The organism is Chlorobium sp. N1 (assembly GCF_004332115.1).
GTDB lineage: Bacteria > Bacteroidota > Chlorobiia > Chlorobiales > Chlorobiaceae > Chlorobium.
Genome location: NZ_SJPA01000002.1, coordinates 27,936 through 49,440, shown reverse-complemented (window position 1 = coordinate 49,440; position 21,505 = coordinate 27,936). Strand labels below are relative to the sequence as shown.

The 21,505-nt window shown below is 62.3% G+C and carries 23 protein-coding genes; 6 read left to right on the top strand and 17 right to left on the bottom strand.

The genetic code is table 11. From position 1 onward, the window contains the following. Positions 1 to 70: 70 nt before the first annotated feature. A complete protein-coding gene (thiL, locus tag E0L29_RS03605) occupies positions 71 to 1,135 on the bottom strand; it encodes a thiamine-phosphate kinase (protein ID WP_131354854.1) in 1,065 nt (354 codons plus the stop codon). A gap of 44 nt (positions 1,136 to 1,179) precedes the next feature. Continuing rightward, positions 1,180 to 1,416, bottom strand: a complete 237-nt coding sequence (locus E0L29_RS03600; RefSeq protein ID WP_242664270.1) for a prevent-host-death protein — start codon at positions 1,414 to 1,416, stop codon at positions 1,180 to 1,182. A 227-nt stretch (positions 1,417 to 1,643) separates the two neighbouring features. Here E0L29_RS03600 and ftsY point away from each other — a divergent pair, with 227 nt between their 5' ends. Then, positions 1,644 to 2,597 (top strand): signal recognition particle-docking protein FtsY, encoded by a 954-nt coding sequence (gene ftsY, locus E0L29_RS03595; protein ID WP_131354850.1) that lies wholly within the window; start codon positions 1,644 to 1,646, stop codon positions 2,595 to 2,597. Here ftsY and E0L29_RS03590 read toward each other — a convergent pair whose 3' ends face one another. Next, entirely contained in the window at positions 2,598 to 3,173 is a 576-nt protein-coding gene (locus E0L29_RS03590; RefSeq protein WP_131354847.1) for a GIY-YIG nuclease family protein, read from the bottom strand. Between the two features lie 97 nt (positions 3,174 to 3,270). Between E0L29_RS03590 and E0L29_RS03585 the strand changes: the two genes are divergently transcribed. The 4 genes from E0L29_RS03585 to E0L29_RS03570 all read left to right on the top strand — a co-directional run bounded on the left by E0L29_RS03585 (position 3,271) and on the right by E0L29_RS03570 (position 6,899). Beyond that, on the top strand, positions 3,271 to 3,933 hold the full coding sequence (locus E0L29_RS03585) for a protein-L-isoaspartate(D-aspartate) O-methyltransferase (RefSeq protein ID WP_131354844.1): 663 nt from the start codon (positions 3,271 to 3,273) through the stop codon (positions 3,931 to 3,933). A 55-nt stretch (positions 3,934 to 3,988) separates the two neighbouring features. Beyond that, on the top strand, positions 3,989 to 6,094 hold the full coding sequence (locus tag E0L29_RS03580) for a peptidylprolyl isomerase (protein ID WP_131354842.1): 2,106 nt from the start codon (positions 3,989 to 3,991) through the stop codon (positions 6,092 to 6,094). Between the two features lie 159 nt (positions 6,095 to 6,253). Then, positions 6,254 to 6,580 (top strand): type II toxin-antitoxin system RelE/ParE family toxin, encoded by a 327-nt coding sequence (locus E0L29_RS03575; RefSeq protein ID WP_165498828.1) that lies wholly within the window; start codon positions 6,254 to 6,256, stop codon positions 6,578 to 6,580. Beyond that, positions 6,573 to 6,899, top strand: coding sequence for a helix-turn-helix transcriptional regulator (locus E0L29_RS03570; protein WP_131354836.1), 327 nt, complete (start codon positions 6,573 to 6,575; stop codon positions 6,897 to 6,899). The genes E0L29_RS03575 and E0L29_RS03570 overlap by 8 nt, the downstream gene beginning before the upstream one ends. Before the next feature lie 9 nt (positions 6,900 to 6,908). Here the strand turns inward: E0L29_RS03570 and E0L29_RS03565 are convergent, their stop codons facing one another. The 9 genes from E0L29_RS03565 to E0L29_RS03525 form a co-directional block, all read right to left on the bottom strand. Beyond that, positions 6,909 to 7,265, bottom strand: a complete 357-nt coding sequence (locus tag E0L29_RS03565) for a helix-turn-helix domain-containing protein (protein WP_242664269.1) — start codon at positions 7,263 to 7,265, stop codon at positions 6,909 to 6,911. 292 nt (positions 7,266 to 7,557) lie between these two features. After that, on the bottom strand, positions 7,558 to 9,336 hold the full coding sequence (ptsP, locus tag E0L29_RS03560) for a phosphoenolpyruvate--protein phosphotransferase (protein WP_131354833.1): 1,779 nt from the start codon (positions 9,334 to 9,336) through the stop codon (positions 7,558 to 7,560). Between the two features lie 12 nt (positions 9,337 to 9,348). Beyond that, complete coding sequence (gene dnaB, locus E0L29_RS03555) at positions 9,349 to 10,890, bottom strand: replicative DNA helicase (protein WP_131354830.1); 1,542 nt, start codon at positions 10,888 to 10,890, stop codon at positions 9,349 to 9,351. Beyond that, positions 10,887 to 11,504 carry a uracil-DNA glycosylase gene (locus E0L29_RS03550; protein WP_242664268.1) on the bottom strand — a complete coding sequence of 206 codons (618 nt, stop codon included), beginning with the start codon at positions 11,502 to 11,504 and terminating at the stop codon, positions 10,887 to 10,889. Before E0L29_RS03550 ends, dnaB begins: the two co-directional genes overlap by 4 nt. Then, positions 11,501 to 12,760: a bifunctional phosphopantothenoylcysteine decarboxylase/phosphopantothenate--cysteine ligase CoaBC gene (gene coaBC / locus E0L29_RS03545; RefSeq protein ID WP_131354827.1), complete on the bottom strand. Its 1,260-nt coding sequence runs from the start codon at positions 12,758 to 12,760 to the stop codon at positions 11,501 to 11,503. The genes E0L29_RS03550 and coaBC overlap by 4 nt, the downstream gene beginning before the upstream one ends. A 73-nt stretch (positions 12,761 to 12,833) precedes the next feature. Then, the gene (locus E0L29_RS03540; protein ID WP_207387755.1) at positions 12,834 to 13,130 is read right to left on the bottom strand and encodes a type II toxin-antitoxin system RelE/ParE family toxin; all 297 of its coding nucleotides are present in this window, start codon (positions 13,128 to 13,130) and stop codon (positions 12,834 to 12,836) included. Positions 13,131 to 13,132: 2 nt separating this feature from the next. Next, positions 13,133 to 13,387 (bottom strand): ribbon-helix-helix protein, CopG family, encoded by a 255-nt coding sequence (locus E0L29_RS03535; RefSeq protein WP_131354821.1) that lies wholly within the window; start codon positions 13,385 to 13,387, stop codon positions 13,133 to 13,135. A gap of 131 nt (positions 13,388 to 13,518) precedes the next feature. Next, positions 13,519 to 14,712, bottom strand: coding sequence for an ATP-binding protein (locus E0L29_RS03530; RefSeq protein WP_131354818.1), 1,194 nt, complete (start codon positions 14,710 to 14,712; stop codon positions 13,519 to 13,521). 666 nt (positions 14,713 to 15,378) lie between these two features. Beyond that, positions 15,379 to 16,593: an AAA family ATPase gene (locus tag E0L29_RS03525; RefSeq protein WP_131354815.1), complete on the bottom strand. Its 1,215-nt coding sequence runs from the start codon at positions 16,591 to 16,593 to the stop codon at positions 15,379 to 15,381. A gap of 370 nt (positions 16,594 to 16,963) precedes the next feature. Between E0L29_RS03525 and E0L29_RS03520 the strand changes: the two genes are divergently transcribed. After that, positions 16,964 to 18,130, top strand: a complete 1,167-nt coding sequence (locus tag E0L29_RS03520) for an ATP-binding protein (protein WP_131354812.1) — start codon at positions 16,964 to 16,966, stop codon at positions 18,128 to 18,130. A 313-nt stretch (positions 18,131 to 18,443) separates the two neighbouring features. On the opposite strand, the gene E0L29_RS03515 is transcribed toward E0L29_RS03520, so the two are convergent. The 5 genes from E0L29_RS03515 to E0L29_RS03495 all read right to left on the bottom strand — a co-directional run bounded on the left by E0L29_RS03515 (position 18,444) and on the right by E0L29_RS03495 (position 21,376). Next, a complete protein-coding gene (locus E0L29_RS03515) occupies positions 18,444 to 19,172 on the bottom strand; it encodes an RES family NAD+ phosphorylase (RefSeq protein WP_242664266.1) in 729 nt (242 codons plus the stop codon). Then, on the bottom strand, positions 19,132 to 19,512 hold the full coding sequence (locus E0L29_RS03510; protein WP_131354809.1) for an antitoxin Xre/MbcA/ParS toxin-binding domain-containing protein: 381 nt from the start codon (positions 19,510 to 19,512) through the stop codon (positions 19,132 to 19,134). The genes E0L29_RS03515 and E0L29_RS03510 overlap by 41 nt, the downstream gene beginning before the upstream one ends. Before the next feature lie 214 nt (positions 19,513 to 19,726). Further along, positions 19,727 to 20,635 (bottom strand): SDR family oxidoreductase, encoded by a 909-nt coding sequence (locus E0L29_RS03505; protein ID WP_131354806.1) that lies wholly within the window; start codon positions 20,633 to 20,635, stop codon positions 19,727 to 19,729. A gap of 82 nt (positions 20,636 to 20,717) precedes the next feature. After that, on the bottom strand, positions 20,718 to 21,092 hold the full coding sequence (locus E0L29_RS03500; RefSeq protein WP_207387750.1) for a HepT-like ribonuclease domain-containing protein: 375 nt from the start codon (positions 21,090 to 21,092) through the stop codon (positions 20,718 to 20,720). Next, positions 21,089 to 21,376 carry a nucleotidyltransferase domain-containing protein gene (locus E0L29_RS03495; protein ID WP_131354803.1) on the bottom strand — a complete coding sequence of 96 codons (288 nt, stop codon included), beginning with the start codon at positions 21,374 to 21,376 and terminating at the stop codon, positions 21,089 to 21,091. The genes E0L29_RS03500 and E0L29_RS03495 overlap by 4 nt, the downstream gene beginning before the upstream one ends. Positions 21,377 to 21,505 lie beyond the last annotated feature (129 nt).

Sequence of the window (21,505 nt, the reverse complement as noted above, 5' to 3'; positions counted from 1 at the left end):
AATAGCTTAAAAACTTCACAATAAAAATCCTGCCGATCTTTCTGCCGATGTTTGGTCGTGCTTCTGTTCCTCAGCGGAAGTGGTCGAAGCCCGGCAGGGCCTCAAGGTCGATCGTGATGCCGTAGATGTCGCGCAGCAGGATCCCCTCCTCTTTCGGGGTGACTGCGCCGATGACCGAGATGTCGCGCAGATCGGAGATCTTTTCGTACTCCTCTTTCGACATGGTGAAGAGGAGCTGGTAGTCCTCGCCGCCGCTGATGGCCCATGCGAGCGCGTCGTCCTGGAGCTCGTCGGCGATGAGGCGGGCGGTGGAGTTGACGGGGATGCGGTTCTCCTGCAGGAGCGCGCCGGTGCCGGAGGCGCGGCAGATGTGGCGGAGGTCCTGGCCGAGGCCGTCGGAGACGTCGATCATGGCCGAGGGGCTCGCACCCCGCTCGTGGAGGAGATCCACGATGTCGAGTCGTGCGAGGGGGAGCAGGTGCTGCTGGATGGCGCCGCTGTACTCCTCGAGGTCGGCCATGAGGTTGCGGCTGTAGGTTTCGTTGTTCTCGAGGTGCTCCATCATGATGAGCTTCTCCCGCGTCAGCACCCTGAGGCCCGCCGCCGACCCTCCGAGCGTGCCGGTGACGCAGACGAGGTCTCCCGGCTGCGCACCCTTGCGGTAGGTGAGGCTGTCTTCGGGTGCCTCGCCGGTCACCGTGACCGAGATCACGAGCCCCGAGCGGGAGCTCGAGGTGTCGCCGCCCGCGATGGCGATGCCGTACTCCCGGGCGGCCGCCGCCATTCCCAGATAGAGCTGCTCGATCATCTCGACGGGGAGCGAGGGCGGCACGGCGATGGAGACGAGCGCGTGGCGCGGCAGGGCGTTCATGGCACAGATGTCGGAGGCGTTGACGCTGATCGCCTTGCTGCCGAGGTGGCGGGCCGGCGTGGTGAGCAGGTCGAAGTGGACCTGTTCGATGAGCAGGTCGGTGGAGGCCACCTCCACCTGTCCCGATGCGGGGCGCCAGACGGCGCAGTCGTCGCCGATGCCCTGTACGAGGCCTTCCGAGGCCGAAAGCGTCGGCGCCACGATCGCCGAGATGCGCTCGATGAGGCCGAATTCGCCGATGTCCGATGTCGTCTTGTGTGCCATATGTGCGGTTGTGCTTGCGGTGTGCGGGTTGCCGGGCGGCGCGATTACCGGTGTCCGGACCGGCTCTCCCTGACGGCATCCAGGATCTCCTCCGTCGAAGCGGCGGCCGTTACCCCGGGGACGTCGAGCGGAGAGCCTTCGGGTTTCCTGTAGACCAGCGAAAACGTTTCTCCCGCCCTGTTGCGGATGATCACCTCTTCCCTGCGTGCGATCTCCAGCAGGGTCGAAAGCTTTTGGCGCGCTTCCGAACAGGTATAGATCTTCATGAGGGTTTCCTCCATGGTCCCGGCGCCCTGTGGCCGTCCGGTCGGAATGTTAGTGGAATGTACTGCTTTTTGCCTCCACATACAACATTCGCCCCCTGTCGCTCTCCCCGGTGTGCTTTTTTTGCCGCTGTTCCTGCCGTTATCGGACGACTGCTCGTTATATTGCGGGAAAATGCGGCCGTTGTGCCGCACCCGAACACCAGCAACGCCCCTCGAGGGGCCGGAAGAGGACAACTGAGACAATGGGATTTTTCGACAAGTTCAAGCTGTCGCGGCTGACCGAAGGGCTCGGCAAGACGCGTGAGACCATTCGCGAGAAGCTGGCCGTCGTGACGCAGGGCCGCACGGAGATAGACGACGAGTTCCTCGAGGAGCTCGAGAACATCCTCGTCGGCGCCGACGTCGGCGTCGAGACCACGCTCGACATCGTCGACGCCATCACCGAGCGCGCAAAGCGCGAGACCTACCGCTCAGAGGAGGAGCTGAACGCGATGCTCCTCGACGAGATCTCCGGCATGCTGCTCGAGAGCGGAAACGAGCATCCGGTGGAGTTCGACGCTCCCTTAGAGGCCAGGCCGCACGTGATCCTCATCGTCGGCGTCAACGGCGCCGGCAAGACGACGAGCGTGGCCAAGCTGGCCGCCAACTACGAGCGCGCCGGCAAAAAGGTGGTCATCGCCGCCGCCGACACCTTCCGCGCGGCGGCCTACGAGCAGCTGCAGGTATGGGCCGAGCGCGCGGGCGTGCCGCTCATCGGCCAGGGCCAGGGGGCCGATCCCGCCTCGGTGGTCTTCGACGCGGTGAGCTCGGCCGTCTCCCGCGGCACCGACGTGGTGCTCGTCGACACCGCCGGACGCCTCCACAACAAGAGCCACCTCATGGAGGAGCTCGCCAAGATCATGCGCGTCGCCAAAAAGCGCATTCCCGACGCTCCCCACGAGGTACTCCTCGTGCTCGACGGCACCACCGGCCAGAACGCCGTGCAGCAGGCCCGGGAGTTCATGAAGTTCGTTGCCGTGACCGGCATCGTCGTCACCAAGCTCGACGGCACGGCCAAGGGGGGCATCGTGCTCTCCATCTCGCGGGAGCTGAAGCTGCCGGTGAAGTACATCGGCGTCGGAGAGAAGATCGACGACCTGCAGCTCTTCGACCGCCGGCGGTTCGTCGGGGCGCTGCTCGGCCGTGATGAGGAGTAGCTAGCCTTCGAGGGAGTTGCCGGCCAGCTCGACTGCGGCGGCCATGACGGAACCGGTGTCGAGCAGGCGGAGCAGGTGGGCGCCGCTTTTGGCGTCCTGTGCCCCGAGCCGCGGGGCGAGCGCTTCGGTTGCCGGGTGCCTGTTGAGGAGCTCCGAGAGCGGCTCCTCGAGCCGCTGCGGGCTCTGGATGGCGACGACGTGGAAGAGCTCGGCCTCCGGGCGGTCGAGCAGGTAGTCGATGTGCCAGCGGAGGTGTTTTTCGGGGGCTTTCCGCACCCGTCCCTCGATGAGGCCTGCAGCGCGGAAGAGGCGGAGCATTTCCGGGCGGAGCCGGTGGGCGCTCCTCCTTCCCGTGCGGGAGGCGTGGCGGAGGAGGCGGCCTGCGAGCGCCGTCGCCGACCTGTTCCGGCCGAGCGCCGAGCCGACGTAGACGTACTCGCCCGCCGGGGCCTCGACCGGCCGGCCGCCCCGGAAGCGGCCGAAGCAGATCCGAAGCGGCCGGTCGAGGCGGATGAAGAGCAGGTAGGTGCCCATTGCGCACCCTTCTCCCAGCATGGTGAATTTCGACGGCTCCATAGGTGCGGCGTTTTTTGGCTTTTTCCCCTTTTGATGCAATATTAGCGGAGCGTTCCCCCTGCGCCTCTTGTCTTCAGAAAGATAAAGGATTTCAGGTATGGAATGGAGTGAATCGGTTTTTGACGGACTGCGCCGGGAGATGGTCGAGGGACTCCGGCGCTCGGGCATTTCGAACCAGCGGGTCCTCGAGGCCTTCCTCGAGGTCCGCCGCCACCTCTTTTTCCCCGAAGGCGACCGTGATCACGCCTACGACAACCTGGCATGGCCGATCGGCCACGGCCAGACCATCTCGCAGCCCTATACGGTGGCCTACATGACGAGCCTGCTCGCCGAGCGCGTCCCCTCCGGCAGGGTGCTCGAGATCGGCACCGGATCGGGGTACCAGTCGGCGATTCTCGACGCGATGGGCTACCGGGTCTACACCGTCGAACGGGTGCCGGAGCTCTACCGCCTGGCGCTCCGCCGCTTTCGGCAGTTCGGCCTTCCGGTCGAGGCGCGGCTCGGGGACGGTTCCCTGGGGTGGGAGGATGAGGCCCCCTTCGAGGGGGTCATCGTGACGGCCGCGGCGCCGAAGGAGCCCGAAGCGCTGCTGCGGCAGCTCTCGGACGGAGGGTGTCTCGTCATCCCGCTCGGCTCGCTGGCCGTGCAGCAGATGACCCTCATCACCCGCCGAGGGGAGGCCTTCGAGCGGGAGCGGTATCATGAGTTCGCCTTCGTGCCGCTCATCGGCCGGGAAGGCTGGAAGGAAGAGCGCCCGTAAGGCGCGGTCCGTACAGAGAAGTATAACAGTTCCTAACCAACAGAGTGGAAGTCCTATGGCCCTCATGACGAGCATGCGCGACAAGACGCATATCATCCTCTATACCCTCCTTGCCGCGTTCCTGGCGCTCATCGTCTTCGAATGGGGCATGAACTTCAGCGGGCCGGCGAGCCATAACGGCCAGGCCGGCAAGGTCAACGGCAAGGCCATCCCCTACAGCGAGTACGAGGCCCTCTACCGCCAGTACAGCGAGAGTTTCCGGCGCAGCAACCCCGGCGCAGAGATCACCCCCGAGGCCGAGCTCGGCATCGGCGAGCAGGCCTGGAACACCCTCGTCGACCAGGCGCTGCTCGAAGAGCAGTTCCGGAAGTTCGGCGTCACGGTGGAGGACTCCGAGGTGCTCGCCGCCATCCGGCGTCCCGATCCGCCCCGGATCATCGCGCAGAACTTCATGGACCCGGAGACCGGACAGATCGATCGCGCCCGGCTCGACAGCGCCCGCCAGGATCCGCGGAACAGCGAGATGTGGGTGCAGGTCGAGGACCTGATACGGCGTGAGCTGAAGATCGACAAGCTGCTCCGCGCCCTGCGCACGATGGAGCACGTCACGGAGCTCGAGACCGACGAGCTCGTCCGCCGCCAGTACACCCGCATGTCGGCCTCGTTCATCCCCGTTTCCTTCAGCTATGCCGGTGACGACGCCGGGTTCGCGGTGAGTGAGGCCGAGATCAAAAAGTACTACGACGACCACAGGGAGATGTTCCGCCAGACCCCGTCCCGCGCCGCCGACTACGTCTTCTTCCCGCTCGTGCCCTCGGCTTCGGACAGCAGCGCGGCCCGCAGCGAGCTCGAGTCGCTGCGGGCCGAGTTCGCCTCGGCCGTCAGCGACAGCGCCTTCGTCTCCGTGCAGAGCGACATGGCGGGAGGGGCCGACGCGACGTTCGATCGTTCGGACTTTTCTCCTGAGGCCGCAAGCCTCGTCTTCGGCTCCCCCTCCATGAAGGCGGGCGGCATGATCGGCCCCGTGGCCGACGAGGGCGCCTACCGCCTCCTGAAGGTGAAGAAGGTCGTTTCGGCCTCCCGTCCCGTCGCCCGTGCCGCGCACATCCTCCTCAGCTTCAACCCCGCCGACAAGGCCGCGGCCGCGAAGGCCCGCAGCACTGCCGCCGGAATCATGGCGCAGCTGAAGGGCGGCGCCTCGTTCGCCGACCTTGCCCGCCGTTATTCCGAGGATCCCGGCAGCGCCCCCGAGGGCGGCGAGCTCGGCTGGTTCTCGAGCGGGCGCATGGTGCCGGAGTTCTCCGACGCCGTCTTCGGCGCCGCTCCCGGTTCGATCGTCGGTCCCGTCGAGACACGTTTCGGCCTGCACATCATCAAGGTCGAGGGCTTCGACCGCCGTGCCTTCGTCGGCTCCTCGCTCTCGCGCAGCATCCGCCCCTCCTCGGAAACCTCCGAGAGCGTGCGGCGCCGTGCCATGGCCTTCCAGATGGATGCGAAGGAGAAGGGGTTCGCTGAGAGTGCCGCTACCGAAAAGGTGCCGGTCTCAAAGACCGGCGAGTTCACCCGCCACATGCAGATTCCGGGCATCGGCTACAGCGACAAGGTCGGCGCGTTCGCCTTCAAGGCCGGCGAGGGCGACCTTTCCGACGTGCTCGAGACCGACCGCGGCTTCTACGTCATGCGCCTCTCTTCGAAGAACGACAGCGGCTACCGCCGGATCGACGACGGCCTGAAGGCCGCCATCACCACCGAGCTCATCAAGGAGAAGAAAGGGGAGTTCATCAGGAAGAAGCTGCAGGCGCTTGTCGGGGCTCCCGGCGCGACGCTCGAGAAGATCGCCGCCGCCGACAAGGAGTTCAGCCTCCTGCGTGCCGACGACATCCGCTGGAGCGACGGCTTCATTCCCGGCTACGGGGTCGACCGTCCGCTCGTCGAGGCGATGGCCGGCATGCCGGAGGGGAAGCTCTCGCTGCCGGTCAGGGCTACTGACGGCTATGCGGTCTTCGTGGTGGCAGCCAAAACCCTTCCCGAAGGGTTCGACCTGAAGGCGGAGAAGGCCACCGTCGCCCCCCGCCTCCTGCAGCTCAAGCAGGAGCAGCTTTTCCAGGAGTACTTCGCCGCCATCCGCAAGTCCGCAAAGATCGAGGACCTGAGGCCCTGAGCGGGGCTTCGGGGCAGCGGGGCGCCCCTTCATGCCACACGGTGCAATGGCGGGAGTTGTCCCGCCATTGTTCATTTCTGGAGTCGAAGCAGGACGGTTGTGCGGAGTTTTTCTTTGCTTTGCATTTTTAGATGGTTGACATAGTTGCTAACTTGCTCCATTCGTCATGAAATCGAATACTTCCATCCTCGCATTCTCAAGGAGATTGAGGCGTGGCCGGATTCCGTCAAGATGGATTACGCCCGACTCATTGAACTGCTGATGGACTATGGGCCTGATTTGAGGATGCCTCATTCAAGGGCTATGGGTAATGGCTTGTTTGAGATACGGCCAAGGGGTAGTGACGGGATCGGACGGGCGTTTTTCTGTTTCATGCGAGGCAGGCGGATTGTGATATTGCACGCATTCATCAAAAAAACACAGGCGACGCCACAAAAAGAGTTGCTGATAGCTCGCAAGCGAATGAAGGAGATTACCAATGGATGATCTGACTTACCAGCCGGTGCCCCATGATCACGACGCGTTTCTGCGGAAAGCCATGAAGAGCAGTCAGTTCAAGGAGGGGTATGAGGCCCTTGAGGCGAAATATGCGCTCATCCGTGAGCTCCTCTCCGCCCGCCGGCAGTCGGGTATGACCCAGGAGGCCGTGGCGATGAAAATCGGTACCACCAAAAGTGCGATTTCACGGATGGAGTCGGGTGGCAAGCACACACCGTCGATCACCACCCTGCGCAAATATGCGGAAGCCGTCGGGTGCGACCTGGTGATCAAGCTCAAGCCCAGGCGGAGTGCCGCCGGCTCCTGAGCCGTTCATTCAGGGATTTTTCTTCCTGTACACCTCGTCCCAGTCCAGTTGCATCTTCTTTTTCGGCGCCCGTTTCCGAAGCGGCAGCGACTCGTCCTGTATACGCCGTCCCACCCGGTCCTCTCCGGCAATAGCCCCGAGATCCTCCAGAAGCCCCAGCACCCTCAGCACGTTGACATAGTGCCCGATGGCCACCGAGGCCTCCCCGTGTTCGATCTTGTAGAGCGTCGGCCGCGAGATCCCTGCCCGCAGGCAGACTGTCTCCATGGAGAAGCGCCGACGGAGCCGCGCGTCCCTGAGGCGCTCGCCGAGCGCCGTCATGGCCTTGAGGGATGCGGGATAGAGCAGGGCTGTTCTCTTGTTCATAACCGTAATTATTTTTTTTAATATAGGGCTTTTCTGTAAAAAATAATTACGGTTGTTCGGCTCGGGTGCTGCAGTGGCGTTCTTTGCGCCTTTGCCGGTAAACCATGTCAATTGAAACGCAGACTTTCAATTTGCATGGTTGTTGCTTTTGTGGGGGGGATCGTTCAGCCGTGCTTCTTCCGATGCGACGACCATCGTTTGGCGGCCTGCTTGAGCCTGTTCGCCCTGAATAAGGTCAGTATACTATCCTTATTCAGGGCAGGGAGGGAAGATTTGGCGAAGTGCGCTCGTTTCAGTGGGACGCCTGGCACGCTTCCAGCCGCTCGCGTATCTCTTGGGCGCTGGTGAGCCGGAGGCACTCGAGGGCCAGCGCCTCGCACTCCTCGAGCGTGTAGCGGCCGACCTGCGCCTTGAGCTTCGCGATGTCGGAGCTGACCGTGCTGAAGTGGCGCAGGCCGCAGCCGAGCAGGAACGGGAGGGCGAGCGGGTCGGAGCCCATGTCGCCGCAGATGACCGCCTTGCAGCGGTTCCTCTGCGCCGTCGAGATGATGCGGTGGAGCTGGCGGATGAGCGAGGGGTGGAACTTCTCGAAGAGGTCCTGGACGATGACGTTGTTGCGGTCGACGGCGAGGGTGTACTGGGTGAGGTCGTTGGTGCCGATGCTGATGAAGTCCACCGCCCGGGTGATCTCCTCGATCAGCTCGACGGCGGCCGGTACCTCGATCATGACGCCGAGGCCGGGCTTTTCGAGCTGCCGGGTGCATTTCTCCGAGATCTCCAGGTAGAGGCGCTCGACGATGGCGCGCACCTCTGCGATCTCCTCGAGCGATATGACCATCGGCACCAGGATGTCGATGTTTCCGTGCAGGTTGGCCTTGATGATGGCCGTCAGCTGCGATTCGAGGATTTCCGGCAGGTCGAGCAGGATGCGCACGCCCCGCCAGCCGAGGTTGGGGTTCGGTTCCTTGACGGGGGAGTACATCAGCTTGTCGCCGCCGATGTCGAAGAGCCGGATGTCGAGGGGCATCGGGGCGATGGCGTCGGCCATCCGGAAGTAGTAGCGCTCCTGCTCCGACTCGGTGGGGACCTTCGAGGCGTCGGTGAAGAGGTTCTCGCTGCGGAAGAGCCCCACCCCCTCGGCGCCGGCCCGGCAGATGGCGTCGAGCTCCTCGTGGAAGTCGATGTTCGAGTAGAACCCGATGCGCACCCCGCACTTCGTCGTCGCCGGCTGGACGGCCGTTTCCGACTCGTCGGCCTCGCTTTGCTGCTCCTCAAGCTGGCGGGCGGTGTAGTCGGAGAGGGTCTTTTCCGTCGGGTCGAGAATCACCGTGCCGGTGCTGCCGTCGAGGATCATCCGCCGTCCGGCCACCACCTTCTGCGAGAGCTTGCCGAGCCCGACGACCATCGGGATCTTCAGCGACTTGCAGATGAGCGAGATGTGGGAGGTCTTGCCTCCGGTGTCGGTGACGAACCCCTTGATGTTGCTGCGGCTGAGCAGGATGATGTCGGCCGGGGAGAGGTGGGAGGAGGCCACGATCACCCCTTCGGGGATCCAGGAGTGGAGCTTGCGCACGTGGAGGTTGCGGATGATGCGGTCCTTGATGTCCTGCATGTCGTCGGCGCGCTCCCGGAAGAGCTCGTCGTCCGAGCTGCGGAACAGCTCCAGGTAGCGCGAGAACTCCTCCTCGATGACGACGTTGGCCGGGCGCATCTCGCAGCGGATGCGGCGCGTGACGGCTTCGGTGAGGACCGGGTCGTGCAGCATCATGATCTGGGCCTGAAAGAGGTTGGAGTACCCCTTGCCGAGTTTCTTGATGGTGACGCGCTCGATCTTTTTCAGCTCCTTCTCCGAGCGGCCGAGCGCCGTGAGGAACCGCTCGACCTCCGCCTCGGTCTTCTCCGGCTCCAGCTTCTCCGGCAGCGGCAGCTCCGACTCTTTGACGAACGCATAGCATTCGCCGATGGCGATGCCGCGCGATGCGGCAATGCCGTGGTACTCTTCCTCGCGGCTCCTGCGGCCTTTCGGGCCCTTTTTCACTGCGCCCTCCTCTCTCGGGGTGGTGTCGGTCATAACGTGCTCGGTTTAGAACGGTGCTTCGTCATGGTTGATGTAGGCTCCTCCGGCCTCCGGCGCCGCTGCGCCCTCGGGCGGGAGGTAGTGGTCGGTGTTGCCGTAATCCACGCCCCCCTCCTCGGCACCGGCGGTGACGTAGGCGTTGGCCATCGACTGGAACCGGCCGTAGTTCTTCAGGAAGAGCAGGCGGATGTCGCCGATCGGGCCGTTGCGCTGCTTGCCGATGACGATCTCGACGACGTCCTTGGTGGAGCTGCCGTCCTCGAAGGTCTGCTTGCCGTACATCTCGGGACGGGAGAGGAACATGACGACGTCGGCGTCCTGCTCGATGGAGCCGGATTCGCGGAGGTCGGAGAGCTGCGGGCGGCGGTCCCCCGAGCGCTGCTCCACCGAGCGGTTGAGCTGGGCGAGCGCGATGACCGGGATGTTGAGCTCCTTGGCCAGCGCCTTCAGCGAGCGCGAGATCTGGGCGATCTCCTGCTCGCGGTTGCTCTTGCCGTCGCGCACGGGGGTGACGAGCTGGAGGTAGTCGACGACCACCATGCCGATGTCGTGCTCCTGCTTCATGCGCCTCGTCTTGGCCGTCAGCTCCATGATGGAGATGCCGGGGGTGTCGTCGATGAAGAGCTTGGCTTCGTTGAGCTTGTCCATGCTGTTGATGACGCGCCCCATCATCTCGTTGGAGATGCGCCCGGTCCTGACCAGCTGCGACTCCACCGAGGCCTCGGCGCACATGAGCCGGACGGCCAGCTGCACCTCGGCCATTTCGAGCGAGAAGAAGAGCACGGGGGTCTGGAAGTCGACGGCGGCGTTGCGCGCCAGCGCCAGCGAGAACGCGGTCTTGCCGGCCGAGGGGCGCGCGGCGATGATGATCATGTCGGACTGCTGGAAGCCGGCCGTCATCTGGTCGAGCTCCGAGAACCCGGATCCCACGCCGGTCACCGAGGACTGGGAGGCGCGCAGGGTCTCGAGCATGCGGATGCCGTTCTTGACGAGCTCCTTGATCGGGGTGGCGCGCTTCTTGATGCCCGCCTGCGAGATGTTGAAGAACTGCTGGCTGGCGTGCTCGACGAGGTCGAAGATGTCCATCGATGAGCTGTAGGAGCTCTCCGAGATCTTCGTCGAGATGGAGATCATCCTCCGGTAGAGGAACTTCTCCTTGGCCAGGCGCGCATAGTACTCGACGTTGGCTGCGCTGATGACCTTGCCGGAGAGTTCGGCCAGGTAGTGCCGCCCGCCGACGTTGTCGAGCTCGCCCATCTTCAGGAGCTCCTCGCCGACCGTGATGATGTCGATCGCCTGGCGCTTGTTGTAGAGCTGCATCATCGCGCGGAAGATGATCTGGTGGCGGCGCTCGAAGAACACCTTCTCGGCGCTCTCGCCGAAGATCTGCACCACCTGCTCGATCGGGTCCTCCTCGAGGAGCAGGCAGGCGAGCACCTCCTGCTCGATCTCGGTCGAGTAGGGCGGGGTGCGGCTCTCCCTGGAGAAGTCGATGTCCTGGTTGAAGTCTATGTGGTTGGGATCCTCCCGTTTGTCCTTCCTGCTCATGATGCGCTTTGTTCCTTCTCGTTCTCTCTGTTTGCTTCCGTTCCGGTGATGGTGTCGTAGTGCCGCCTGAGCTGCTGCACGTCCTCCCAGCACCCGCGTTTCCAGTTCGGGTTGCGCAGGAGGGCTGCGGGATGGTAGGTGACGAAGCAGTCGCGGCCTTCCCACCGCCACGCCTTTCCCCGCATCGCTCCCAACGGGAGGGTGTTCCGGAGGATGGTGTTGGCGGCGACCTTGCCGAGCAGCAGCACCGCCTTCGGCCCGATCAGCCCGAGCTGCCGCTCCAGCCAGGGCAGGCAGGCTTCGATCTCGTCCCGCATCGGGTTGCGGTTCGAGGGCGGGCGGCACTTGACGATGTTGCAGATGAAGACCTCCTCGCGCCGGAACCCGATCGAGGCGAGGATCTTCGTCAGCAGCTGGCCGGAGCGGCCGACGAACGGCCTGCCGCTCTGGTCCTCGTCAGCCCCGGGTCCCTCGCCGATGACGACGAGTTTCGCCTTCGGGTCGCCCTCGCCGAAGACCACCGAGTTGCGGGTTTCGGCGAGCCCGCACCGCCGGCACTCGAGGCACTCCCTGCGGAGCTGCTCGAGCGCTTCGTTCGGGTGGGCGGGGCTCAACCCTTCGACTCCTTCGATCCTCCGGCTGGGCGAAGGGCGTCGAGGATCTTTTCTGCGGCGTCCTCCTTCGTCATGAGCCCGAGCGGAATCTCGGCGCCCCCTCTCGAGAGGAGGGTGATGCGGTTCGTCTCCACCTCGAAGCCGGCGCCCTCCTCCTCGAAGGTGTTGAAGGCGATGAGGTCGAGGTTCTTCCTTTCGAGCTTCTGTCGGGCGCTCTCCAGGTTGCCGGCGGTTTCGAGCGCGAAGCCCACCGCGAGCTGTCCCGGCCGCTTCTCTTTTCCGAACCCGGCGAGCACGTCGGGGTTCAGGGCGAGCTTCACCTCCATTTCGGCCGCACCCTTCTTCAGCTTCCCTCCGGCCGGCGAGGCGGGCCGGTAGTCGGCCACCGCGGCGGCGGCGATAAAGATGTCGGTCTCCCGGTACCGTTCCCTTGCGGCGGCGTCCATCTCGAGGGCGCTCTCGACGTCGATGCGCAGGACCCCCTCCGGGGTCGGCAGCTGCACCGGGCCGGAGATGAGGGTGACCGAGGCTCCGCGCTTTCTGGCGGCCCGGGCCAGGGCGAATCCCATCCTGCCGGAGGAGTAGTTCGAGATGAAGCGCACCCCGTCGATCCTCTCGCGCGTCGGCCCGGCGGTCACCACCACGCGCGTTCCCGCAAGTGACGTGTCGGGGGCGAAGGCCTCCTTGATGCGCCCGAATATCTCCTCGGGTTCGGCCATGCGCCCGGGCCCGCACTGGCCGGAGGCGAGCGCTCCGCTCTCGGGCTCGAAGACCTGGCATCCCTGCTCCCGGAGTGTCCGGATGTTGCGCTGCACGGACGGGGAGCGGAACATGTGGCCGTCCATGGCCGGGAAGATGAGCACGGGGCGGTCGGGCCGCAGGGTGATGAAGGTGGCCGAGAGCATGTCGTCGGAGAGCCCGGCCGAGAGTTTGGCGATGGTGTTGGCGGTCGCCGGCGCGATGACGAAGAGGTCGGCCCACTCGCCGAGCGAGATGTGGCGCGTGAAGTCGGCTCCCGGGGTGTCGGTCTCGGGGAAGACCCCCTTCAGCACGGCTTCGCCCGAGACGGTCGCCAGCGACAGTTCGCTGACGAACCGCCCGCCGGCCTCGGTGAGCGCCACCCTGACCTCTGCGCCGGCTTTCTTCAGCAGGCGCACGAGGAGCGGCGTCTTGTAGGCGGCGATACCGCCGGAGATACCCAGAACGATGCGCTTTCCTTTCACCGGGGAGATTTTCGGTTTAATCGTAAAGACCATATAAGATTAATGTACGAAAATCCGCCCCACAACAAAGACGGGGGAGGGGCGTGCTATCGGCTCTCCGGGAGGGTCATTCGAATGGATGGTATCGCAGGCGGAAGTTCTGTGCTGTGTGGAAAATCGTCAGGATTTCCAGGACCCCTCCGCTTACATGGTATACAGCCAGAAACGGATGATCGGTGCATACCAGTTCTCTGGTTCCGCTGATTCTTCCGGGCTTGCCGCTTGCCGGATAGTTGGCCAGTTGATTGGCCGCTTTGTCCATGATGGAGCGGATGACCTTTTTTGCGGCTTTTTTGCTGTCTCGGGCTATGTAGTGTTCGATTTCAGTCAGCCGTATCCGGGCCTCTTCGGTCCATCTGACCACCGTCAATCATCCTCCCATTCTTTCATGAGGTCTTCATGAGCAATGGTATTTCCTGCTCGGGAGTCGGCCAGTCCTCGCTGGATGCTTTCAATCTGCCACTCATTGAGCGAAAGGTACTGGTTGATTGCCTCCTCAATGACAAAAGTCTTTGTTCTCTGTGTCGCTGATGCCAGGAGTTCGATGCGCTGTTTTGTGTCAGCATCGATTTTCAGGCTTAGCTGATTTCGCTCCGCTTTCCTTTTAGGTGAGGTTTTCATGGTATCATTCAGTGAGCGTGTGTGGTGCTGCGTATTACTGCATAATACGAAATGGGAAATCAGCAGTCAAGAGTGTTGCTTTTTCCTGATTTGTCTGCTCTCTATCTGATTGGCAGTTTTTCAGTTGGCGTTCAGTCGAAGAGGATGCGCGGGTCGAGCTCCAGGAACTCCTGCCACCCGAGGCCGCCCTCGCCGACCAGGAGCACTTTCCAGGGATTGCAGGTGCGGGCGAAGGCCTCCATGCCCGGAGCTTCGTTCTTCTTTCCGCCCTTGACTTCGATGCCGACGCTCCGGCCTCTGTGTTCGAGGACGAAGTCCACCTCCAGGTCACCCTGGCGCCAGTAAGTGAACCGGAGGTCGCCGGCTTCGGCGTGGTGGAGAAGGTGGGAGCCGACCGCCGATTCCACCCAGCGTCCCCAGCTTGCCGGATCGGCCGAGACCTCCTCGAAGGAGCGTGGTTCGAGGGCGCTCATGAGCGCCGTGTTGTGCACCTGGAACTTCGGGCTGGACGCCCGCTGCCGAACGGCGTGCCGGCTGTATTTGTCGAGTCCCTTCAGGAGCCCTGCCGAATCGAGGAGGCGCAGGTAGTGCGCCAGCGTCGTCGTGTTCCCCGCGTCCTGCAGCTGGCCCATGATCTTGGTGAACGAAAGTATCTGGCCCGAATAGCTGCAGCCGAGCTCGAAGAGGCGTTTGAGGAGTGCGGGCTTGTCGACCCGCGTCAGCATCAGGATGTCTTTCGATATGCTGGTTTCGATGAGCGCGTCGACGATGTAGCGTTTCCAACGCTCTTCTTCGCCCGTGAGCGCCGCTGCTCCGGGATAGCCTCCGAACCAGACGTACTGCTCCGGCGTGAAGGCGAATGCCTCGCGCATTTCGGTATACGACCAGTGTCCGAGGTGGATGGTTTCGAACCGTCCGGCGAGGGATTCGGTGAGCCCCTCTTGCAGGAGCAGGCGGGACGAGCCGAGGAGCACGACCTTCAGGTCCAGCCCGGAGAGGGTGTCGGCGTCCCACTCTTTCTTGACCGCTTCGCTCCAGTTCCCGATTTTCTGGATTTCGTCGATGACGAGCACCGCCGACCGGGCGCCCCTCGTCCGGAGCGTTACCCGCGCCGCTTCCCACTGCTGGCTGATCCATGATGTCCGGCCCGCGGCAACGAGATCTGCCGATGCAAAATGGACAGGCAGGCGTGCCTGGCGGATGTACTGCTGGACCATGGTGGTTTTTCCCACCTGGCGCGGGCCGGAGATCACCTGGATGAAGCGTCTGGGTTCCTTCTCGATGCGCGCTCCGAGGAGCGCTTTCTCTTTGCGTTCTATCTGCATGGCTTCCGGCTACTCAATGCGTTGAGTGAATTTACTCAATATACTGAGCAAATCGGCGCATTCAAAATGCCTCGTCGTCGTCCGCCCACTCCCGGAGCAGCTCTTCATGCTGTATTGTTCGCTTCTGCCTTCGGGCCCTCGAGTCCCCGTCTGATGCTCTCGAACAGCCGTTCGGGCATGGAATCGCTCGTTGCCTGTCGTGTCGTGTGGCGGCGTCCGTTGGTTGGTGTGGTGGCGTATGTTCCTGTGGGTATTCGTAGGCTTGGGCGCTGTGCGCTGTTCGGTGTTGCGGAGCGGCCGTGTTCTCTTCGGGATGGGCCTTGTGTCGTGTGTGGGGGGGGGATGGTTTTGCGTATGGGAAAGTATGATTCGGTATGTTTTGGTGGGGGGGGTGGTGCGCGGTGGTGCGGTTGGGTTTGCTTCGGCGTTGTTATAGGATCTGGTTGGATTCTGTGGCTGTTTGTATGACCTGTCCGGTTGGGTTGTGGGGGTCGTGATCGGGTAGGGGGCTCCGCCATCACGAGATCCTCTGCGCTCCTGAAGGGCGCCTGCCTCACTGCCCGGTGCTGTTCGTCGTTCCGACGTGGCATGCTGGGCTGTCATGTGTTGGCGCGGGGGCCTCGATATGAAGAAAGGTCTCCGGCCCCGGGCTTTCCAGGAGCAGGCTCAGTAGAGGAATCCGAAGAGCCAGAGAGGGATGTTGTTCCGGAAACCGACTTCAAGATCGTCAGCCGCCACGTAACTGTTCTCCACTCCCCGCAGCTGGTCGAACCCCTTGTTTGCCCCGCCGACTTCAAAGGTGTAGGTGGAGCGGACGATATAGTCGCCTTTTCCGGAGAGCTCGACAAGGGAGCTGACGATGCCCTGGTGGTCGTTGAAGGCGTTTTTGAGCTGGTTGACGAAAAAGAGCTCTCTTTGCGTGCCGGTGTTGGGCGATTCGGAAATCGCATGGAGGAGGTTTGCGTTTTCAAGCAGGATCTTGTCGGGTTTCGTCATGACTTCGTATCCTCTGCCGCGGGAGCGTATCAGGTTCAGGAGGCCGGCGTCCTGAAGGCGCTCAAGGTATTCGTACATGCTGGGCCTGGAAATGCCGGTAGCCTCGGCCAGCTTGCTGATGTTCGGGGTGAAGGGAACGCTGGTCGCCAGAAGGTAGAGCAGTTTTTTGAGCTTGGAGAGCTGCCGTGTTTCGATGCCGACGACCGACGGGAGGTCGACATCGATGATATGGTTGACGACTTCGCGGAGCTTGAAGGGGTAGGACTCCCTGCCCTCAAGGAAGAACGGGTAGTATCCGCTCTCCAGATACTCCCTGAATGCCTTTCTGATCACGATTTCACGGCTGACGGATTCGGCGACGGCGACATGCTCCTGCAGGATGGTTTCAAGCGGGTATGGGGGGAATTCCTTGCCGGTCGTGAAGTGGATGTATTCACGCAAAGAGAGTCCGTGGAGCCTGAAGATCATTGCGCGTCGGCTGAGGTCCCCCTTCTCCCGGGAAATCTGCAGAAGGCTCGAGCCCGAAAAGACGACCTTCAGTTCGGGAAAGGTGTCGTAGATCGCTTTGACATGGGTCGACCAGTCGGGGTACTTGTGGATTTCATCGAGCAGCAGCGTTTCGCCGCCAAGCTGGCGGAACTCCCGGGCGAATTCGAACAGGTTCCTGGCCTGGAAGTACGGGCTGTCTACCGATAGATACAGCGCGCGTTCGGAGTCGCCGTAGGCCGCTCTTACCTGCTGGAGCATCAGGGTCGTCTTTCCTGTTCCCCGTGCGCCGAGGATGCCGATGCAGCGTTCATTCCAGTCGATTTTCCCGTAGAGCGACCGTCTCGTCTCCCCTGCGGATGCGGTGAGCCGGCGCTGCTCTCTGAACAGGTTTTCCATGGCGAATCAACTCAGGGGTTGTCAGGTGTTCTCTTTAATTGATAAAGCGTAAAACACTTTTTACAAAAGCAGGTAAAAAATGTAAAGCTCGGCTTCATGTCGGCCCGATTTTCCATCAGCTGCGAGGGCGGGTGCTTCACGGAGAGGCCTGGGGGTGGCAGGCTGGCGCCGGACCGGCAGCAGGATTGCCCGCTGACTCTGCCGTTTCGGGCAGAACACCGCATTCGTGGGTTGCGGTGGCATGGTATGGGAGCGTGTTTCCCGCTCGAGAGCGGTTCCCGGTAGCGTGCTCCGGGATCGTCACCTCATGGGCTTTTCTGATGTTTTTATACATTATGATAGTTAGGGCATGGAATTGTATATTCTTTTCATGCTTGAGAGAGATATGACAGCAACCCTCCTGCGCTTGGCGCGGTCGTTTCCCGTCGTTGTCATGACGGGACCCCGGCAGTCGGGCAAAACCACCCTGGCTCGGTCGGTCTTTTCGGACAAGCCCTACGTTTCCCTCGAAGATCCCGATGAGCGGGCATTTGCCATGGAGGATCCCAAAGGGTTCCTCCGGAGGTTCGCATCGGGGGCCGTCATCGATGAGGCGCAGCGCTGGCCGGAGCTCTTTTCCTGGCTTCAGGGAGCGGTCGACAGTGATCCGGAGCCGGGCAGGTTTGTGCTTACCGGCTCCCGGCAGTTCGGTCTGCATGCCGGCATCAGCCAGTCCCTTGCAGGGCGGGCGGCAGTGACCCATCTCCTTCCGCTCGCTCTCTCGGAGATCCCTCAGGCGAAGATGGCCGAAACAGCGCTCGATGCCGTCATGATGACAGGGGGATACCCCGCACTCCATGCACGGCGGATAGATCCGGGAGACTGGTTTGCGGGGTATGTGGCGACCTATGTGGAGCGCGATGTACGCCAGGTGCTCAATATCCAGGATCTCAGCGCATTCCAGCGTTTTATCCGCCTGTGCGCAGGGCGCAGCGGACAACTGCTGAACCTGAACGCTCTCGGAGGAGAGGCGGGCGTGTCGCATAGTACGGCCCGTTCCTGGCTGTCGGTGCTCGAAGCAAGCTATCTGGTCCACCTCCTGCCGCCCTACCACAGGAATTTCGGCAAGCGGCTGGTGAAGTCGCCGAAACTCTACTTCCTCGACGTCGGCCTGGCCTCCTGGCTCCTCGGCATCCGCACTCCGGAGACGCTTATGCTCCATCCCCTTCGCGGAGCGCTCTTCGAGACCCTCATCGTCGGCGAGTTCCTGAAGGACCGATACAACAGGGGGCTTCCGCCGGATCTTTTCTTCTGGAGGGACAACAACGGCGCCGGGTCAGACCTGGTTTTCGAGGCCGGCATGAAACTGCAGCCGGTGGAGATCAAGTCCGGCGGCACCGTTACTTCCGACTACCTCCGTGCGGGGCGGCGATCGGGAAGGTTTGCCGGAGAGGAGGCCGGGTCCCCCTGGCTCATCTATGGGGGCGAGGAATCCTACCGCCGAAACGGCGTGGAGGTGATCGGCTGGCGCCAGATCGGCAGCAGGATTGCCCGCTGACTCTGCCGTTTCGGGCAGAACACCGCATTCGTGGGTTGCGGTGGCATTGTATGGGTGGCCGGGAGGCGGAAAGGTATGCGGATGTACTCTCCCGCCTGCTGAATAACAAGCCGAACAACTCCGGGCGCCCGGTGCTGACTATTTCGCACAGGAGCAGGTGCATAGCCCGCACCAATCAAAAGACTCGAAAAGGGGATTGAGCGGGCCAAGGTCTCCTCACCTTGTCCAGGTAATGGAGGCAGGGTCGTTTTCAGCGTTCAGTCGCCGCTTGCTGAGCCGTTGTTCGGCATCCCGGACAATTTCGTGGGTTTTCTCACCCATGCCGGCCGAACAGAGCGGTCCTGAACGTGAACGGGGTTTCGAACCGGTTCTGCCAGACGGCTTCTTCGGGGAGGATGGTGAGCGTCCAGTTCTGCATCAGTTCCGGCTGGCTTCCATAAAGGGTCGAAGGGTCAAGGAGCGCCATGCAGCCGTATCCTTCGGGATCCCTTACGGACCGGTACAGGATGATGGTTATGGGTGCTTCTCTGGCGGTGCGCGCGAACGCCTGGGTCGCTTCGTAGCTTTCCGGAGCGGTCCAGAGCCGCTCATGGCGGTTCCATGGGGGATGCCGCAGGTCGACGGCCGGGCCTGCGGCGTCGGTGCGGAATGCGGTAAAGGTCGATGAAGGCAGGTTTTTCATGCCCCCGGCATCCTGCAGGAACCTCCAGCGCCGATAGCTGATTTCCGCGGCTGCGGTCCTCAGTCGCTCCGTTCCGTAATAGACGCCGGGGTCGAAGGGGCCGCGGAAGCGTGAGCCGAGGGGGCGGTGGGGCGGATAACGAAAGGGCGTGTAGAGGAGGTAGTCAAGGTTTTCCGCACGGGGAGGGACCGGCGGCTTTCCCTCTTCAAGGATCTTCTCCAGCAGCTCCTGCTCACGTCGGCTGTCCACCACTTTTAGGGTCGAGACCCGGTACTGGTCCTCCACCATTCTCCAGACTCCGCCGCGCCAGGAAAACGATTCAGACGATACCTCTCTGGGCGTCCAGGTAGGTGACGACATTGACGAGTCCTTGTGCTGTTGTGATCAGTTCAATGGGCTTTTTCCCTCCAAGCGCCCTGTTGTCGGCCTGCATCCACTCGCGGGCAGTCTGGCGGGAGCCCCCGGCAATTGCGTCAAGGGAACGGAACAGCCGGACCAGGAGAACGGCAAGTTCCCACTCTTTCCTGCTCTCGGAAAGCAGGTAGGTTTCGGCGCGGAGGCGGGATGCCGATGCCGGGCTTATTCCGATAATACGTGCGAGCAGCGATCCCGGTATTTCGAGATGATCCGCACTTCTGACCACCGCCTTCGACAGTACTGCCTGGCGCTGCAGGTTGTTGGCTGGTATCGGGTGCGGCATGGTCGGGTATTGTTGTTTCGTGTGCCGGTCTATAGGAATAATATAGTGCTTTTATTTCTGGGGGAAACAGGTTTTGCGGCATATCCTGCCGCTTGATGGGCGTTTTCTCCAGGGGAAGGATCGCGATGTCTTGCTGTGTCCTGGGTTGTAAGCCGTGGTGCAGTATGCGGGAGCATGCCTGTGTCTCTCATGGGCCATGTCCAGGTGCTGCCGCCTATATTTCCTGGTGTGATGTTGTGTGATTTCGTTTCTCTCTCGCGGAAAGTTCCCGGTAGAACGCTCCGAGGCGGCGGCTCCCGTGCGGCGGCGCGCAGTTGTCCATGCCGGCGACCGCCACGGCGAAGGAGCCAAGGGCTGCGAGCTTCGGGCTGAAGCGGCCGATGACGGAGAGGACCGCTTCTGCGACCCTGAGCGGGATGAAGAGGATGCGGGGTTTCTTTCCGAGGGCCTCGAACGCGAGTTCCAGGAGTTCGCGGTAGGTGAAGGTCTCGGGGCCTCCGGCCTCTACCTCGCGCTCCGTTCCTTCCAGCGCGTCCACCGTGACCCCGGCGAGGTCGGCCCCGTGGATCGGGTTGATGCGGCTGCGCCCGTCGCCGATCCACACCATGAACCCCACCCTGGCGGCTTTCAGGAACATGGCCATGTCGGAGAAGTAGCCGTTCGGCCTCACGACGGCGTACTCCATCCCCGAGGACTCGAGATCCCGGACGAACGCCTCGTGCGCCCTCACCGTCTCGACCTCCATCATCTCCCCTGCGTGGAAGACCGAGACGTAGACGAACTTCCCCACACCGGCCTCAAGCGCCTGCTCGAGGATGCGCCGGTTGCCCTGGTGGTCGACCGACTCGGGCGTCATGCGCGCATCGGGGTGCGTGAGCCCCATGGCCGATACCACCAGGTCCACTCCCCGGCAGAGGCCGCGGAGGGTTTCGGGCCGGGTGGCGTCCCCTTCGAACACCTCGTCGACGAGCCCGTCGACGGCCGGTTCCAGGAAGGGGCCCGATTGCTTCAGCTTCCGGCCGTCGCGGACGAACGCCCGGACACGGTACCCGCGGCGCTTCAGTTCGACGACGATGTGGCGGCCGAGGTAGCCGGCGGCTCCGGCGACAAGGACGGTCTGCATCGCTATGATGTTGTTTCGTTTGAAGCGGACAGCTGTCTGAACAGCGGGGTCGAGGCGTGGGTTCCCTGGTAATGGGAAAAAATCATTCGCTGCGGGTAGTCTCAATCATCGACGTGACCGCAAGGCGAAGCGCTGGTAAGTCAATTGTGCAGACGTGGAAAATGGCCTCAGCATCAATATCAAAATACTGATGTGAGAGTATGTCTCTGATGCCTTTGACACCGGCCCAGTTGATTGTGGGGTAATTGCTGAGCAGTTTTCCTTCGGTCTCCTTATCGATTTTTTTGAAGTTTTCTCCTATGGCAATCAGCATCATGGCAATCGCGTCAAGCATATCTATTCCATGGTCGCTGTCAAGAAAATCATCGACGGAGTTTATGTCCCCGACACCTTCTATGGATTCTCTCCAGCGCATCATTGATTTGAAGAAGTTTTTCTTCGAGCAGACGCTGGTCATACATAGAGCGCCTCCCTGTCGATACGTGCTTTAAGGTATGGGTTCATTCTTTTCCTGTATCGCACAAGATCCACTCTGTTCTGCATGAGTGTTTCGAGTTTCTGCTTCAGTTCCGCTTGGAGAAGCAGATTCGGATCCATGTCGACGACGATATCTATGTCGCTTTCGGCGTCAGATGTGTTTCTTGCCTGGGAACCGAAGATTCCAAGCCTGGTGACGTGGTAGCGATGTTTGAGCTCGGCTTTATGTTCACTGAGAATCTTCAGAACCGTTTCTTGGATCATCGTTCTTTTCGTTGTTGTTAGCGATCCTTTCTTTAAGAATACGTTCGCTTAGCCATGATTCCAACACTAATTGCTACGTGAGATGATGCGGGGTTGTCCGCGAGCTTTACTACTTGAAGAGAGCTTGGT